The following is a 16127-nucleotide window of genomic DNA, read 5'->3' on the forward strand; positions in this document are numbered from 1 at the left end:
TCCAAGGAAGCTTCCATCCGTGCGTCTCCGCTCCGTTTGGAGTTTCCTTATGACAACATTTCGGCCATGACATCGCCCACTACGGTGTAGGGGTCGGTCTCATGCGCCTTGATCTGTGTCACATATCCATCCAATCGTCCGGTATTGACGATACGGTTTTCAATGTGACGTCCGACACCCGCATGCAGGATGTCCAGCATCTCGTCGCGTGTGCGGCGTGTGCGCCGCTCGGCGAGGACGCCGTTCCCTTCGATGTGGGCGCGGTGTTCTTCAAGCGTGTCCACCAGATCCTCAATACCCTCATTGCGGTTGGCAATGACTTTGCGGATCGGCGGCCGCCAGTCTGACATATTATCGTCGAGATCCAGCATCATATTGATCTCGCGGACGAGTTTATCCGCACCGTCAAGATCGGACTTGTTGATGGCAAAGACGTCGCCGATCTCCAAGATGCCGGCCTTGATGGCCTGAATGTCGTCGCCCATGCCCGGGATCAGAACGACCATTGTGGTGTCCGCCGCCCGCACGATATCCACCTCGGACTGCCCGACACCGACGGTCTCGACAAAGATGATGTCTTTGCCGAACGCATCCATGACCTTTACCGCGTCAGCAGTCTTGTGCGACAGGCCTCCAAGGCTGCCGCGCGTTCCCATGCTGCGGATAAATACGCCCTCGTCGAGCGTCAGGTCGTTCATACGGATGCGGTCGCCCAGTATGGCGCCGCCGGAAAAGGGGCTCGTGGGGTCGACGGCGATGATGCCGACGGTTTTTCCGCGTTTGCGGTATGCCTTGGCAATCTTATCCGTCATGGTGCTTTTACCCGCACCGGGGGGTCCCGTAATACCGAGGACATAGGCGTGTCCCGTATGGGGATAAAGGGCCTTCATGATATCGGTCGCGTTTTCGCGTTCATTCTCAATCGCCGTAATGGCGCGTGAGAGGGCGAGGCGATTTCCGCGCAATACCTCGGCGGCTATATCCATATGCCCACCTCCTGCGCGCTGTGTCTTCCATCAAAACATGTCAGGTGGATGGCAGTGAAGAGTTCCGCTGCCATCCACCTTTCTAAAAATGCGTCGTTACGCTTTTACATGTGTCTTAATGAAATCAACAATCGCGCTGGTCGGTGTTCCGGGTGTAAAGACTTCGGCGACGCCCGCCTGTTTGAGCGCGGGAATGTCGCCCTCGGGGATCACGCCGCCGCCGATGATCAAAACATCGTTCATGCCCTTGCTGCGGACGAGATCCACGACCTTCGGGAAAAGATGCGGATGCGCACCCGAGAGGATGCTCATCGCGATGACGTTGACGTCTTCCTGCAGAGCCGCTTCCGCGATCTCCTCGGGCGTCTGACGAAGGCCTGTGTAAACGACCTCAAATCCTGCGTCGCGCAGTGCGCGTGCGACGACCTTCGCGCCGCGGTCATGCCCGTCAAGTCCCGGTTTCGCAACGAGTACTCTGATTTTCTCTGACATTTTTATATTCCTCCTGAACCTTGCATTCACCAATTCATTACAGGTTGACGTGCGCTTCGTACTCGCCGAAGACTTCACGCATCACGCCGCAGATCTCGCCGAGGGTCGCGTAGGTCTTGACCGCTGCGAGGATATGGGGCATGAGATTTTCGTTCTCGTCCGCACAGGCTTTCTTCAGATCGCCGAGGGCGGCCTGAACCGCAGCGTTGTCACGCTTTGCCTTCATGGCCTCAACCTTGGCCTTCTGTTTCTCACCGACGGAAGCGTCAACCTTGAGCAGGTTCTTCGGAGCTTCCTCTTCCACCTGGAATTTATTGACACCGACGATGACGCGCGCGCCTGACTCGACATCCATCTGCCACTTGTAGGCGCTGTCCTGAATTTCCTTCTGGATGTAGCCCTTCTCAATCGCCGTGACGGCGCCGCCGATATCATCAATCTTCTTGATGTATTCCCATGCCTCGGCCTCGATGCGGTTCGTCATAGCCTCCACATAGTAGGAGCCTGCGAGCGGATCGATAACGTCGGCAAGTCCGCTTTCATACGCAACGATCTGCTGCGTGCGGAGCGCGACCATAACCGATTCCTCCGTCGGAAGCGCGAGCGCCTCGTCGCGGGAGTTCGTGTGCAGCGACTGCGTGCCGCCCATAACCGCGGCTGCGGTCTGGAGCGCGACACGGACGATGTTGTTGTTCGGCTGCTGCGCGGTCAGCATAGAGCCGGCCGTCTGTGTGTGAACGCGGAGCATCATGGACTTGGGTTTCTGCGCATGGAAACGCTCTTTCATAACCTTTGCCCAGACGCGGCGGGAGGCACGGAATTTCGCAACTTCTTCGAGCACGTTGTTGTGGGCGTTCCAGAAGAAGGAGAGACGTCCCGCAAAGTCGTCGACGCTGAGCCCCGCCTTGATGGCGGCTTCAACGTAGGCGATGCCGTCCGCAATGGTGAATGCAATTTCCTGCGATGCGGTGGAACCCGCCTCGCGGATGTGGTAGCCGGAGATGGAAATGGTATTCCAGTTCGGCACGTTCTTGGAGCAATATTCAAAAATGTTCGTGATGAGACGCATGGACGGACGCGGCGGGAAAATATAGGTGCCGCGCGCCGCATACTCTTTCAGAATATCGTTCTGAATGGTCCCTTTGAGCTTGTCCGCGGAGACGCCCTGTTTCTCTGCAACGGCAATATACATTGCGAGAAGAACGGACGCCGGCGCGTTGATCGTCATGGATGTTGAAACCTTGCCGAGGTCGATCTGATCGAAGAGGATCTCCATATCGGCGAGCGAATCAATTGCAACGCCGACCTTACCGACCTCGCCCTCAGCGATGGTATCCGTGGAATCGTAGCCGATCTGCGTCGGGAGGTCAAACGCGCAGGAAAGGCCCGTTGCGCCGCTCTCGATGAGGTAACGATACCGCTTGTTGGATTCCTCCGCCGTAGAGAAGCCCGCGTACATACGCATGGTCCAGAAACGGCCGCGGTACATCGTCGGCTGAACGCCGCGGGTATAGGGATAAACGCCGGGGAAGCTAAGATCCTCCGCGTAATCCGTCTCCTTGATGTCAAGCGGAGTGTAAAGCCCCTGCGCCGGAATGTTCGGGCGCGCGGGGAACTTTGCGGTTGCCTTCTCTACGTTGGCATTGTACTGGTCAAGCTCCGCCTGGATTTTCTCATTGCTCATTTGGATTTGTACCTCCTATAATCTTTTCAGTTTTGCGCTTTGTGCGCTAAAGTGCTTTGCCGCACTTTTTATCTGTTTTTATTTCTGCATCGACCCCGTCGCCAAGAAGCGCTGATGGAAGGAAAGCGCCTCGTCAAGCAGGTGCGGTGTCTGTGCGCCCTTGGTTGCTGCGAGCGCACGGTTGTAGTAGTCGAGCAGGATCGGACGGTAGTCCGGATGCGCGCAGTTGTTGATGATCTCGAGCGCGCGCTCGCGCGGGCATTTGCCGCGGAGATCCGCAACGCCCTGCTCCGTGATGACGACGTCGACGTCGTGCGCGCCGTGGTCGATATGCGCGCAGAACGGAACGATCGATGAGATCTTGCCTCCTTTGGCCTCGGACGTCGTGTAGAAGATCGTGAGGTAGGCGTTGCGCGCAAAATCGCCGCTGCCGCCGATGCCGTTCATCATCTTCGTGCCCGTGACGTGGGTGGAGTTGACGTTGCCGTAGATATCCACCTCGATCGCGGTGTTCATCGCGATGACGCCGAGACGGCGGACAACCTCGGGGTTGTTCGAGATCTCCTGCGGGCGGAGCATCATGATCTTCTTGTACTTGTCGATGTCCTTGTAGAAACGCTGCAAACCTTCCGGAGAGGGTGAGAACGCCGTGCCGGACGCGAACTTCAGCTTGCCGGCATCCGCCAGGTCGAACATGCCGTCCTGGATGACTTCGGTGTAGACCTCGAGGTCGGTGAAGTCGGAGTTGACGAAACCTGCGATAACGGCGTTCGCCACGTTGCCGACGCCCGACTGGAGCGGGAGCAGTCCCTTGGGCATGCGCCCTGCGGCGAGTTCCTTCTTGAGGAGTTCGACCGTGAACGCGCCCATCTTGCGCGAAGCGTCGTCGAGCGGCGCGAGCGCGCGCGTCTTGTCCGTGATGTCGCAGGGGACGATGTACTTGATCTTCTCCAGCGGGCACGGAATGAAGTGCGTGCCGATGCGGTCGCCGGCCTTTGTGATGGGGATCGGCAGACGGTTCGGCGGATCGAGAGGGATGTAGATGTCGTGCATGCCGACGAGTTCCATCGGCTGACTCGTGTTCACCTCGACGATGACCACATCCGCGCTCTGCACATAGGACGGGGTATTGCCGACCGAGGTTGAGGGGATGATGCCCTCCGCAGTGATCGCAACAGCCTCAACGAGCGCGACGTCAATTTTGCCGAGGAAGCCTTCACGGCTCTGCTGCGCGACCTCCGATAGGTGCATATCGATGTAGTCGACAACACCCGAGTTGATCTGATTGCGCAGCGGCGTGTTTGTCTGATACGGCAGACGCTGCTTGATGCCGTTCGCCTCAGCGAGCGTGCCGTCCAGTTCCGGACCTGTCGAAGCGCCCGTCCAGATATTCACCTTGAACGGACTCTTCTTCATGCGCTCCGCGATGGCGAGGGGCACCGCTTTCGGATAGCCGGACGGCGTAAAGCCGCTGGCGCCGATGGTCATGCCGTCTTTGAAATACTCGGCAGCTACTTCCGCACTCACGATTCTGTCCGCTAGGGACTTAGGTACGCGATCGGAAATATCGATCATAGAAAAACCTCCCTCTGCTACACCGATCAGTTCTCTTGCCGGTGTGCTCTTCTGATACACCTCCGGCACAGCGTTACGATGCCCATAGCCATTCAAAACACTGAGGTTGACATCTCCGTGGAGAGGGAATGTAAACGTCCTGAATAGCTACAAGTTATCATAAGAGCATATGCCAATTATATCTGCCTCATAGGATATCACGAAACAAAAACACCGTCAAGATTGTATTGACGGCATTTTCTGTGATTTGTGAAAAAAAGTGCACGTAAGTTTTATTCTCTATTATTCTTCTCTGATAATTCATCATCTTCACACGCACTATGTGTGAGAAAATAAGAGAGACTGCTGAGCCCCACGGAGAGGTCTTCGCTGACGAAGGGAACGGTCTCCGGCACCTGCAACTTCACCGGCGCAAAATTCCAAATGCCGCGGATGCCCGCCGCAATGAGCCGGTCGGCGACGTCCTGCGCCTGCGGCGCGGGCACTGCGATGACGCCGATCTGCACGCCGCGCTCGGCCACGATCTCCGAGAGATACGCGATGTCCTCGACGCGCCGCTCGCCGAGCCGCGTGCCGATAACGACGGGATTGACGTCAAAGAGCGCGGCGATACGAAAACCGAGCCGCGCGATCCCCTGATAGTTTGCAAGCGCTACACCGAGATGGCCCATGCCGACGACGGCGATATTCCAGTGGCGGTCGAGCCCTAAAATGGCGCCGATACTCTCCTGCAGCTCCGCAACGTAATAGCCGACGCCCTTCTTCCCAAACTGTCCAAAGAACGCGAGATCCTTGCGGATCTGTTCCGGGTTGACGGCAATGCGCCTGCCGAGTTCCTCCGAGGACGCGATCTCAATGCCCTCGTCCGAGAGCAGACACAGGCAGCGGTAGTACCGTGGAAGTCTGTCCACCGTCGCCTTAGAAATAGAACTGCTTTCCTGCATACTCATCCTTCCTTCCGCTCCCCCGCGATTGCGTGCACGGCCGCCGTCATTGCGGCGAGCATCCAAAGCAGCATGGAGGACGGAATATTAAACAGCAAATGATCCGTGATCCCGTTGAGGGCGACCGAACACAGAGCAAGTCCCAACCCGAGCGAAGCGCCCTCGATGAATTTGTCCCTGCGCCACGCGGAGAGGCCCTCCCGCACATCCGCGAGCGTTTTCCACGCCTGCTCATGCACGGCGAGCACGATGTCCCACGGCGGTGTGCGGCGCGGCACGCGGAACGCCAGCACAAGCGATCCGAAAAAGAACCACAAAAATGCAAGTGCTCCCGGAATGCCGATCTCGGCCGCGTAGTTCAGGTACATGTTGTGCGCGTGTACGATCTGTACGGGCGCGCCCTGCAAGTAGAAGTCATAGTCGGGATAGACCATGAAATACATGCCCCAGCCGATGCCGAGGAAGGGATGGTCGAGAATCATCGCAACGGTGCTCTCCCAGAACGCGAGCCGCATCTCGGACGAGGTATCAATGCGCGTAAAGACCGAAAGCAGGCGGTCCGTCAATACGGGATCAAAGAAGAGCACCGCCGCACCGACAAGAAGAAGCCCCGCCAAAATACGACGGTCGCGCAGCACACCGTAGCCCGCGAGCACGAGGGCAATAACGAGACAGGCCCCGCGCGCATAGGTCATTCCGAGGCAGGCCGCCGCGGCGGCGAGAACGACGGCCGCGAGAACACGCCATACGCCCCGCAGCCCCGTCATAAGCCCCACGGCCATACAGACGGCGATATCGAGATATCCCGCGAGAATGTTCGGATTTTCCCATGTGGAAAAAACCCGTTTCGACAGTTCGGGGAACGATTCGCCGTCCACCCATTTCATCGCCGAAATGTCGATGCCGAAAATGAACTGATAGAAACCGTAAAGGATCACGATGACCGCCGCCCCCGCCATTGCGAGCACGGTGTGCTGAACCATGCGCGTCTCGCGCAGGGTCTGTCCGGCAAGCAGATAGGTCAGCGCATAAATCGGCACGAGGTGGTAAAAATTGTAGAAACTGAACGAGATGTCGGGCGCCGCGACGACGGATGCCAGGCCGATGACAACAAAGAGAAGCGCCGGCGCATCATACGGCAGTCGTCGTAAGTGAAAATCCCGATCGATGCGCAGACGCAAAAAGAGCGCCGCACATCCGACAAGGAGCACAGCCGTGGCGGCGAGCGGCACCAAGGGAATCAGGAACGCCTCCGCGAGCACGGCGCAGTACATGACGCGCTCCATACGCCCGCCCCAACGTCTCTGCCGCAAGAGGCGCCGCCGCGCCTTGAAATACTCCTCTGCCAACGCCTCACCTCCCCGATGCGCGCAGCAGTCTGCGCACACTGCCGACGAGATAGAGCGATCCGCAGACGACAAGCAGGCGCCCGTCGCGCGCGCGCCGCTCCGCCTCGACGAGCGCAGCCCTCATATCGCCGCAGGCAACCGTCTCGAGCCCCATCGCGGCGGCGACGGCCGCGACGACATCCGCCCCCGCCGCACGGTCGGAGTTCGGACGCGCGGTGACGACCGCATCCCCGGGACGCAGGAGCAGCGAAAGCATGGTATCGATGTCCTTGTCCCTGAGAATTCCGAGCAAAAAAACGCGTCGCTCCTCCGGAAAATACGCGTCGAGCCCCGCCCGCAGCGCCGCCATGCCCGCAGGGTTATGCGCGCCGTCTACGACGGCGGTACCCGCCGCCCACGAGAGGAGTTCAAACCGCGCGGGATGCCGCACCGTCCTCAGCGCCGTTCGAACGGCCGCCTCCGTGACGCGCGCATCCTCGCGCTCCAGAAGCTGCGCCGCCATGATGACGAGCGCGGCGTTCTCGGCCTGATACGTTCCCGCAAGCGCAAGATCGAACGGCGCAGGTTCCCGGCAAACGACGGAATGGAACGCAACGCTCTGCCCGCCCCCGGCGGGAAAGATCATCTCGCCCGAGAAATCCTCGCCGTAGACGAAAACATCCGCGTTCATTTCCTCCGCACGCGCGAGGATAATCTCGAGCGGTTCGCCCGATGCGGCCGTGATGAGCGGCACACCCTCTTTGATGATGCCCGCCTTATGTTCCGCGATGCCCGCGAGCGTCCCGCCGCAGCGGTCGGCGTGGTCCATCGCGACGTTCGTGATGATCGTGAGGACGGGGTCAATGACATTCGTCGAGTCGAGCAGGCCGCCGAGCCCCGTTTCAATGACGGCAACCTCCACTTTTTCCTCGGCAAAATAGAGGAACGCGAGCGCCGTGAGCTCCTCGAACTGCGTCGGGTGTTCGTGCCCGTCCGCGACCATCGCGTCCGCCGCACGACGCACGCGCGTTAAGAGCGCGGCAAAACGCTCCTCGGAGATATCCTCCCCGCCGACGCTCACGCGCTCCGTATAGGCGACGAGATGCGGCGAGAGATAGCGCCCGCAGCGAATCCCCGCGGCACGGTAGACGGCGTCCAGCATCTGCGTGACAGAGCCCTTGCCGTTCGTGCCCGCAACGTGTATCGTCTGATAGGCGCGCTCGGGATTGCCGAGGCGCGCGCAGAGGTTCTCCATGCGGGAGAGCCCCAAACGGATGCCGAATGTATTCAGTTCGTCCAGATATGCGAGTGACTGTTGATAGTCCATCAATATGCCTCAGAGTTTCGCAAGGTCCGCGAGGCGGGTCTTGATGAGCGCGATTTTTTCCTCATAGCCCGCGAGTTTTTCGCGCTCCGCCGCGACGACCTGCGCGGGTGCCTTGGAGGTAAAGCCCTCGTTCCCGAGTTTCCCCGACAGGCGCGCAATCTCCTTTTCGAGATTTGCGTGTTCCTTTTCAAGGCGCGCGCGCTCCTTCGGGACGTCAATGAGCCCCGCGAGCGGCAGATAGACTGCAGCGCCCGCGAGCGCGCCCGTCACGGCGTTCTCCGGGTCGGGCGCATCCGCCGCGAGGAAGGTCACGGACGAGGCGGAGGCAAGCGCAAAGAAATAATCCTCATGCGCCGCAAAGACATCTTGCAGCGTGCCGTCACCGACCCTCAGGATGAGCTCGCTCTTCCTGCCCGGCGGCGTGCCGAGCTCCGCGCGCAGATTGCGCACGGTCTTGACGACTTCCATGACGGCGGTCATATCGCGCTCTGCGGCATCATCGATGTCGCCTGCGTGTCCCTCCGGCCACGGCGCGACCATGATACTCTCGCCCGCATGCGGGAGTTTTTGCCAAATCTCCTCCGTGAGGAACGGCATGAAGGGATGCAGGAGCCGCAGCGTGCGCTCAAGCACCGTACGCAGCACATAGAGCGCCGTATTCTTTGCACGCGCATTTTCCTTATCGTAAAGCCGCGCCTTCGTCAGCTCGATGTACCAGTCGCAGAACTCGCTCCAGAGGAACTCATAAATCATGCGTCCCGCTTCGCCGAGCTCGTACTTCTCGAGGTTCGCCGTCACGTCGCGCTCCGTCCCCGCACAGCGCGAGAGAATCCAGCGGTCGGCGAGCGTATAGTCCTCCGCCGTCGGGACGAAAGAGGCATCCGCCCCTTCGAAGTTCATCAGCATGTAGCGCGAGGCGTTCCATATCTTATTGGCGAAATTGCGCGCCGCCTCCACGCGCTCCCAGTAAAAGCGCATGTCGTTGCCCGGCGTGTTGCCCGTGATAAGCATGAACCGGAGCGTGTCCGCGCCGTATTTCTCGATGACTTCGACGGGGTCGATGCCGTTGCCGAGCGACTTCGACATCTTGCGCCCCTCGCTGTCGCGCACGAGCCCGTGGATGAAGACGTCGCGGAACGGCACATCGCCGGCGAACCGCAGCCCCATCATCACCATGCGCGCGACCCAAAAGAAGATGATGTCGTAGCCCGTCACGAGTGCCGCCGTCGGGTAGAAATGACGCAGGTCTTTCGTATCGTCCGGCCAGCCCATCGTCTCGAACGGCCAAAGCCCCGAGCTGAACCACGTGTCAAGGACATCCTCGTCCTGCCGGATATGCGTTGATCCGCAGTGCGCGCACGCCGTCAAATCCGTGCGCGAGACGCTCGTCTCGCCGCAGTCGCCGCAGTGCCACGCGGGGATGCGGTGTCCCCACCAAAGCTGGCGCGAGATGCACCAGTCGCGAATATTTTCCAGCCAGTTTTCGTAAATCTTCGTAAAGCGCTCGGGCACAAATCGGATGCGCCCGTCCCGCACCGCCGCAATCGCGGGCTGCGCGAGCGCCTCCATGCGGACGAACCACTGTTTTGAGACGAGCGGCTCAATCGTCGTACTGCAGCGCGAGCAATGTCCCACCGCGTGCTCGTGTGCCTCAGTCGAGACGAGCGCGCCGATCTCCTCAAGCTCCTTGACAAGCGCTTTGCGGCAGGCATAGCGATCCATGCCCTCGTAATGTCCTGCCTCCGCCGTCAACTTCCCTTCCGTATCGATGACGACGATCTGCGCAAGATTGTGCCGCAGCCCCATCTCAAAGTCGTTCGGATCGTGCGCGGGCGTCACCTTCACCGCGCCCGTCCCGAACGCGGGGTCAACGTAGGCGTCGGCAAAGAGCGGGATACGCCGCCCCACGACGGGCAGGATGAGCGTTTTGCCGACGAGATGCTTGTAGCGCGCATCATCCGGATGCACCGCGACGCCCGTATCGCCGAACATCGTCTCGGGACGCGTCGTCGCAATCTCGACGTAATCGTCCGTGCCCTCAATAGCATATCGCAGGTGCCAGAGGTGCCCCGCCTCCGTCTCGTGGTTCACCTCAATGTCCGAGATTGCCGTCCTGCACGACGGGCACCAGTTCGTAATGCGCGTCCCCTGATAGATGAGTCCCTGCTCATAGAGGCTGACGAACGCCTCGCGCACCGCGCGTGAACAGCCCTCGTCCATCGTAAAGCGCGCGCGCGCCCAGTCGCAGGACGAGCCGAGCATACGCAGCTGGTACATGATGCGGTCGCCGTACTGCTCCTTCCACGCCCACACACGCGCGAGGAATTTCTCGCGCCCGAGGTCGAACCGCGTCGTCCCCTCCGCACGCAGCGATTCCTCCACCTTTGCCTGCGTCGCGATGCCCGCATGGTCGCAGCCCGGCACCCAGACGACGTTCTTGCCGCGCATGCGCTGATAGCGCACGAGAATATCCTGCAGCGTATTGTCAAGCGCATGCCCCATGTGGAGCTGCCCCGTCACGTTCGGCGGGGGAATGACCACGCTGTACGGCGCGCGGCTCTCGTCCGCCTCTTGGTGGAAAAACCCATTTTCCTCCCAATACGCGTACCATTTCCGCTCAAACGAAGCGGGGTCGTAGTTCTTCGGAATATTGGCGCCCTGCGTTTCCGACATCTATTTCGTTCCTCCCGAAAAAGACGCCCCCGTCCCGAGGGGACGAGGGCGTCCGCACATCGTCGTTTATTTTGGTATGAAATACTACGTAAGAGTAGCACAAAACCGTATTTTTTGCAAGGATTACGCCGTTATGAGCGCGGCGCGTATCTTGACGACCGCCTTGCGAATCTCCTGCGGCTCCGCCGCCGCGACCGTCGGCCGATGAATCTCTCCGGGCGCAAATATCGTCACCGTCCCCGGCACGGCGTCGATGAACTCCGCGTCGGGCGTCCCGCGGTAAAAGACCAAATCGCGCTCGGGGATGCGCGCCGCGACCTCCCCCGCCGTACCCGCGGGCGCATAATGCAGCCGCTCCGACCCGCGCGCAAGGTACTGCACATCGTAGTATTCCTCGTGCGCCTCGGCGCGCTGATCGCCGTAGCGCCGCGTCACCGCGTCGAACACATCGGCATACATATCATCGCCCGCAATCTCCACGCGCCCCGCCGGCATATTCGCGATATCGCGCAGATGCAGCACCTGCAGCGCCTTTTGCATCGGCGCGGGCAGCGTCTTATCCTTCATCATCTCTTTGAGTTGTCCCGTCTGCATATCTTGATACCCCTTTATGATTATGATAGAAAAGTCTGCCACTCCCGACAGATCTCGCCTTCTTTTTCCTCATATTGTAGCGAATTGCGCGTATTCGCGCAAGATAAAATCATCCGTCGTAAATTTTATATTTTTGTATATTCCTATTGTCTGTTCCGGCCGCATTCGTCTTGACAAACGCGCATCCCTATAATAGAATAAGCGCGCATTATGAAATTATAAATCCATATTGGAGCAGGTGTCCTTTGGACTTAATAGGGAATCCGGTGCGATGCCGGAGCGGTCCCGCCACCGTAAGGAAGAGCAATGCTGCATGATGTCACTGGGGAGATGTTCTCCTTGGGAAGGCGCAGCCGCGTGATGATTCCGAGCCGGGAGAACTGCCTGTTTAACGCCCGCCGCCGGACCCACGAGCGATGGGGAGGAGAGCCGCGCTTCGATCATTGAATGATTCGACGGCTTTTTCCTGCGGGAAGAACGCCGTTTTTTTGTGGAAAATTTTACGGAGAGGAGGTGCGAAGATGCGTTTCTACAGGATATTGCTTGTGATTCTGCTGCTTGTTCTGTATCCCGCCGGCAGAGGACATGCGGCGGAGGTCTCGGACGATCCGATGATGCTCGAATGGACGACGACGAAGGTGTGGATCTCGGGCGGAGAGCTGTGTGCGTCCGGTATTTTTGAGAACCGCCGCGACGATGTAACGGTCACCGGTCTGAACAACTTCACCATGCAGATCACGTTCACGCGCGACGACGGCACGACGCATCAATTCGTCGGTACGCCGAAACGTCTTCCCATGTGCAAGGTGCCCGCGGGCGAGATGAAACGGCTGACATTCAACTTCGGCTCGTTCGACGACCGCTGGAAAACATGGGTAACAGAGCAGAATTACGAGTTCTCATACATCAATGGAGCAAAATGGTAGGGAAATATGTGTATGAAGTCGAATGGGGGAATATCTAAAATGAAGAAGAAACAGCTGTCCGCGCTCGTCGCTATAGCACTCATATCCATTGGCGGAGGGCACGACGCCGTCTACGCGGCGCATGACGAGAATCTCAACGAGTATACGCTGGATGATGTCGTCGTCAGCGCCGAGCGCACGAAGGATCAGTTCGGCGACACGATCACCGAGCAGTCCTACTATCGCACGGGCGGCGATGTCAAGGTCATCACACGCGAGGAGATAGAAAAACGTCATTATCTTGATCTGACCGAGGCGATCAAGCGCATCCCGGGCATCACGTTCCAGAATCCCGGCTACCGCGGCGGCGAGTACGGTTACGAGTTCTACAACAACGGCATTTCGATCAACGGGGATACGCGTGTGATTATTCTCATCGACGGACGGCGTGTGGACAATCTCACAAGTACGCGTGTCGGAGATACCAGTACCTCCGGCACCAAGTCGACAGGTGTCAATCTCGATCAGATGCTCGGTATCGAGAGCGTGGATAAGATCGAGGTCATCAAAGGCCCGGGCGCATCCGTTTATGGTCCTGATGCGACGGGCGGTGTCATCAACATCATCACGCGCAAAGGCGGCGAAAAGCAACGCGGAACGCTTGACCTTTCCACTGGCGCGTGGCATAAACATAACTATGCGCTCACGCTCTCGGGCAATGCATTCTCTCCGCATGACCTGCGCTACTTCTTTACTGCGAGCCGTAATATGAGCGGCGATACGAAATTTGTAGACGGCGAATCAGGCATCACGGGCACGCTCGGCGGATCAGAGTTCAAAGAGGACGCACTGAATATCCGTCTCGACAAAAAGCTCGGTGATAAACAGAACCTCAAACTCTGGTATAACTTCAAGCAGGGCAAGGATGGCTATCCCATCGCAACTCCTGCACAAAAATATTGGAACGAGTCTGATTGGAACCGAATCATTTTTAACGCTGCCGTTGGTCAACTTGATGCAAACAATGCCATCAAGGGCGCGATCGACCCAAATGATCACATTTGGAAGCCGGAGCGGACGCTCGCGGGAGCAACGCGGAATCCCGGCTACCGCAATCTCTTTGCGCTCGATGGGCAAGTGTACCGCTCTTTCAGCAGATTTAAGAACAACGATTGGGAGCTGACATGGACGTTCCATAAGGAGAATGGTATGGAGAGCTTTGTGCGGCTCTACGATCAGAACCATCGTTACGCCAACAGAGACTATTATCGGTGGCGTTTGGGAAATAAGAGCGCCACCGATTTGGCAAACGAATATCATGCAGCATTCCCGCACGGCGCAACGAACGAGCAGCTGCAAGAGTGGATTCGAGAAAACCTCGCCCCCTTCCCGGGCGGGGATCAAAACAGAGTCAAAGAATGGCTTGCAAAAACAGGCGGTACGGCAAAAGAACCGACAAGCTGGCAGGAGGAACGGAACCGCGGGGTGCAAGTTCAATATGCGAAGGCACTTGGCAAAAATGACGTAATCGCAAGTCTCACCTATGATCGCGCCAAAAACTTCTCCAAGAGTCTCCGCAACAACGGTACGGTTCGGCAATCGCACACAACGCGCAGCTCGATTCTCGGCTATGTGCAGGATAAGATTCATGTCTCAGATAAGTTTGACATTACGCCTGCCCTGCGCTACTCCTACTATTCTTCTTATGAATCAACAACGACAGGCGACGCTGTACAAGGCAAAGGAAAGTCGCATCTCATCACGCCCGCACTCAATCTCCAGTATACATTCGACTACTCCACCAGCCTTTATTTTGGTTGGACAAAGATTTACCGTCCGCTGCGCCAAGGTGATTATACGGAGGTCAACGGCGTCTTCAACACGCCTCTTGAAGATGAACGCGGGAATGTATGGACAATCGGTGTTCAAAAAGAATTCTCCGAGCGGACATCAGCGGCAGTTCACTATGATTGGACGCGCATGAGCAATGCCGTCGCAACACTTCCCATCTGGGACGGAACAGAATTCAGCAGTACGGCGGTCAACGCGCGTGAGGATAAAAAATCCTTTAACCTAACCTTTGACCACAAGTTTAATAAACATGTAACGATGAGTGCCTCCTACTCCCATATGTTGGACAAATGGTCAGCAAAATCCGGCTGGATACTCGATCCGAACTGGGGATATCAAGGAGGACATGATATCAATACGCAGATCAACCGTCTGCGCCCGGCAAATCACTATGCTTTAAATCTGTCCTATGAAAAAGGCAGACTTTATACGGGGCTGCTTGCCAACTGGTATACAGGGGCGAGCCGCAATGCCTTTACAAGCAGCCGGTTCCTCATCCTCGACTGGAATCTCAACTACGAAGTCACAAAGGATTTGACGGCGTATATGGTCATCAACAATCTGACAAACCAAGGCTACGAGACGTCGTTCAATTCATGGACGGGCATCGGCGGCGCGGCAATGCCGGGACGCAGTTGGATGATCGGCGCGCGCTACAATTTCTAACGCGTCGGGATGCATCGCGCCGCGCCTAGGGGCGTAAAGTTCTCCTCATACGAGAAACTTTACGCTCTTTTCATACAGAGGTATGAAATGAAAAAAATCTTTTTTGCACTGCTTGTACCGGCACTCCTCACTGCCTGCATGCCGATCGTCCGCGTCGGCGAAGATGCGGTACAGGCCGTTGGCGGGGCTGCGCCCTCCGACCGCTATCCCGTGACGATCGAGAACGTCAACGCGAACGGCGAACCGGAGACAGAGGTCTACGATGCGCCGCCGCAGCGCATCGTCGCGGTCTGGCAGAACTCGATTGAAACGCCGCTTGCACTCGGTGCAGGCGACCGCATCATCGCGGGGATGGGCATCCCCGACCGGAAATATCTAAAACCAGAATATCGGGATCTGTACGACCGTATCCCCTATACGAGTTTGGAAAATCTCGACGTCGAAACCATCCTCATGATGGAGCCCGATCTCATCATCGGCTGGGCGTCAACCTTCTCGCCGAAGGTACTGCGCGGCACGGATTTTTGGCATGCACGCGGCATCCACACCTACATCGCATCCTCCTCTTCCGGCGCACGCATACAAAAAACCGTTGACGACGAGTGTCAAGACATTCTAAATCTCGGCGCCGTGCTCGACCGAAGGGAGGAGGCGGACGCCATCGTCAAGGAGATGCGCCGCGAAATCGCGTTCGTAACGGAACAAACGCAGCATGCGGAGCGGCGGCCGCGCGCCCTCGTCATCGAGCTGATGGGACGGGATATCCGATCCTACGGAGAAAACTCTCTCGCCGGCGATATTCTGCATCGTCTGAACGCGGAGAATCTTGGTGCCGACGGTCTGAATCTCAGCATCGAGCAGCTCATCGAGATGGATCCCGACGCGATTTTCCTCGTTGTCGTGGAGTCGGACTACGACCGCGCGGAGGAGATCAAAGCGCAGCTTTACGATAATCCCGCGCTGCAGGGGCTCTCCTGCGTACGTGACCGGCGCATTGACGCGCTGCCGCTCTATGCCGTCTACAGCGCGGGAACGCGGACGTATGACGGCATTCGGATCATTGCGCAGGGACTTTACCCCCACCTCTATAAGGAGTAATCTA

Annotated in this window: 12 protein-coding genes and 1 riboswitch; of the genes, 3 read left to right on the top strand and 9 right to left on the bottom strand. The window is 58.2% G+C overall.

Translation table 11 applies throughout. The features are described 5' to 3' along the window. Positions 1 to 47: 47 nt before the first annotated feature. The 9 genes from meaB to HMPREF9161_RS04630 all read right to left on the bottom strand — a co-directional run bounded on the left by meaB (position 48) and on the right by HMPREF9161_RS04630 (position 11603). The gene (gene meaB / locus HMPREF9161_RS04590) at positions 48 to 986 is read right to left on the bottom strand and encodes a methylmalonyl Co-A mutase-associated GTPase MeaB (RefSeq protein ID WP_009728517.1); all 939 of its coding nucleotides are present in this window, start codon (positions 984 to 986) and stop codon (positions 48 to 50) included. 96 nt (positions 987 to 1082) lie between these two features. Further along, positions 1083 to 1478, bottom strand: a complete 396-nt coding sequence (locus HMPREF9161_RS04595; protein ID WP_009728518.1) for a cobalamin B12-binding domain-containing protein — start codon at positions 1476 to 1478, stop codon at positions 1083 to 1085. Between the two features lie 37 nt (positions 1479 to 1515). After that, positions 1516 to 3162 carry a methylmalonyl-CoA mutase gene (locus HMPREF9161_RS04600; protein ID WP_009728519.1) on the bottom strand — a complete coding sequence of 549 codons (1647 nt, stop codon included), beginning with the start codon at positions 3160 to 3162 and terminating at the stop codon, positions 1516 to 1518. Positions 3163 to 3240: 78 nt separating this feature from the next. Continuing rightward, the gene (locus HMPREF9161_RS04605; protein ID WP_009728520.1) at positions 3241 to 4737 is read right to left on the bottom strand and encodes an acetyl-CoA hydrolase/transferase family protein; all 1497 of its coding nucleotides are present in this window, start codon (positions 4735 to 4737) and stop codon (positions 3241 to 3243) included. A gap of 272 nt (positions 4738 to 5009) precedes the next feature. Next, positions 5010 to 5681 carry a redox-sensing transcriptional repressor Rex gene (locus HMPREF9161_RS04610; protein ID WP_009728521.1) on the bottom strand — a complete coding sequence of 224 codons (672 nt, stop codon included), beginning with the start codon at positions 5679 to 5681 and terminating at the stop codon, positions 5010 to 5012. A gap of 2 nt (positions 5682 to 5683) precedes the next feature. After that, a complete protein-coding gene (locus HMPREF9161_RS04615) occupies positions 5684 to 7030 on the bottom strand; it encodes an O-antigen ligase (protein WP_009728522.1) in 1347 nt (448 codons plus the stop codon). 4 nt (positions 7031 to 7034) lie between these two features. Then, entirely contained in the window at positions 7035 to 8336 is a 1302-nt protein-coding gene (locus HMPREF9161_RS04620; RefSeq protein ID WP_009728523.1) for a folylpolyglutamate synthase/dihydrofolate synthase family protein, read from the bottom strand. A 9-nt stretch (positions 8337 to 8345) separates the two neighbouring features. Then, a complete protein-coding gene (locus HMPREF9161_RS04625; protein ID WP_009728524.1) occupies positions 8346 to 11009 on the bottom strand; it encodes a valine--tRNA ligase in 2664 nt (887 codons plus the stop codon). A 123-nt stretch (positions 11010 to 11132) separates the two neighbouring features. Next, complete coding sequence (locus tag HMPREF9161_RS04630) at positions 11133 to 11603, bottom strand: YhcH/YjgK/YiaL family protein (RefSeq protein ID WP_009728525.1); 471 nt, start codon at positions 11601 to 11603, stop codon at positions 11133 to 11135. A gap of 219 nt (positions 11604 to 11822) precedes the next feature. Then, positions 11823 to 12006, top strand: a riboswitch (cobalamin riboswitch). Between the two features lie 118 nt (positions 12007 to 12124). On the opposite strand from HMPREF9161_RS04630, the gene HMPREF9161_RS04635 reads away from it, so the two are divergent. From HMPREF9161_RS04635 to HMPREF9161_RS04645, 3 genes are all read left to right on the top strand, one after another. Next, positions 12125 to 12529, top strand: coding sequence for a hypothetical protein (locus tag HMPREF9161_RS04635; protein ID WP_009728526.1), 405 nt, complete (start codon positions 12125 to 12127; stop codon positions 12527 to 12529). Between the two features lie 39 nt (positions 12530 to 12568). Continuing rightward, a complete protein-coding gene (locus HMPREF9161_RS04640) occupies positions 12569 to 15025 on the top strand; it encodes a TonB-dependent receptor domain-containing protein (RefSeq protein WP_009728527.1) in 2457 nt (818 codons plus the stop codon). 87 nt (positions 15026 to 15112) lie between these two features. After that, a complete protein-coding gene (locus HMPREF9161_RS04645; RefSeq protein WP_009728528.1) occupies positions 15113 to 16123 on the top strand; it encodes an ABC transporter substrate-binding protein in 1011 nt (336 codons plus the stop codon). Positions 16124 to 16127: the final 4 nt, after the last annotated feature.

The organism is Selenomonas sp. F0473, assembly GCF_000315545.1.
GTDB lineage: Bacteria > Bacillota > Negativicutes > Selenomonadales > Selenomonadaceae > Centipeda.

Coding starts and splice junctions, on each gene's coding strand:
- meaB (WP_009728517.1), bottom strand. CDS start 986: ATGGATATAGCCGCCGAGGTATTGCGCGGAAATCGCCTCGCCCTCTCA.
- HMPREF9161_RS04595 (WP_009728518.1), bottom strand. CDS start 1,478: ATGTCAGAGAAAATCAGAGTACTCGTTGCGAAACCGGGACTTGACGGG.
- HMPREF9161_RS04600 (WP_009728519.1), bottom strand. CDS start 3,162: ATGAGCAATGAGAAAATCCAGGCGGAGCTTGACCAGTACAATGCCAAC.
- HMPREF9161_RS04605 (WP_009728520.1), bottom strand. CDS start 4,737: ATGATCGATATTTCCGATCGCGTACCTAAGTCCCTAGCGGACAGAATC.
- HMPREF9161_RS04610 (WP_009728521.1), bottom strand. CDS start 5,681: ATGCAGGAAAGCAGTTCTATTTCTAAGGCGACGGTGGACAGACTTCCA.
- HMPREF9161_RS04620 (WP_009728523.1), bottom strand. CDS start 8,336: ATGGACTATCAACAGTCACTCGCATATCTGGACGAACTGAATACATTC.
- HMPREF9161_RS04625 (WP_009728524.1), bottom strand. CDS start 11,009: ATGTCGGAAACGCAGGGCGCCAATATTCCGAAGAACTACGACCCCGCT.
- HMPREF9161_RS04630 (WP_009728525.1), bottom strand. CDS start 11,603: ATGCAGACGGGACAACTCAAAGAGATGATGAAGGATAAGACGCTGCCC.
- HMPREF9161_RS04635 (WP_009728526.1), top strand. CDS start 12,125: ATGCGTTTCTACAGGATATTGCTTGTGATTCTGCTGCTTGTTCTGTAT.
- HMPREF9161_RS04640 (WP_009728527.1), top strand. CDS start 12,569: ATGAAGAAGAAACAGCTGTCCGCGCTCGTCGCTATAGCACTCATATCC.
- HMPREF9161_RS04645 (WP_009728528.1), top strand. CDS start 15,113: ATGAAAAAAATCTTTTTTGCACTGCTTGTACCGGCACTCCTCACTGCC.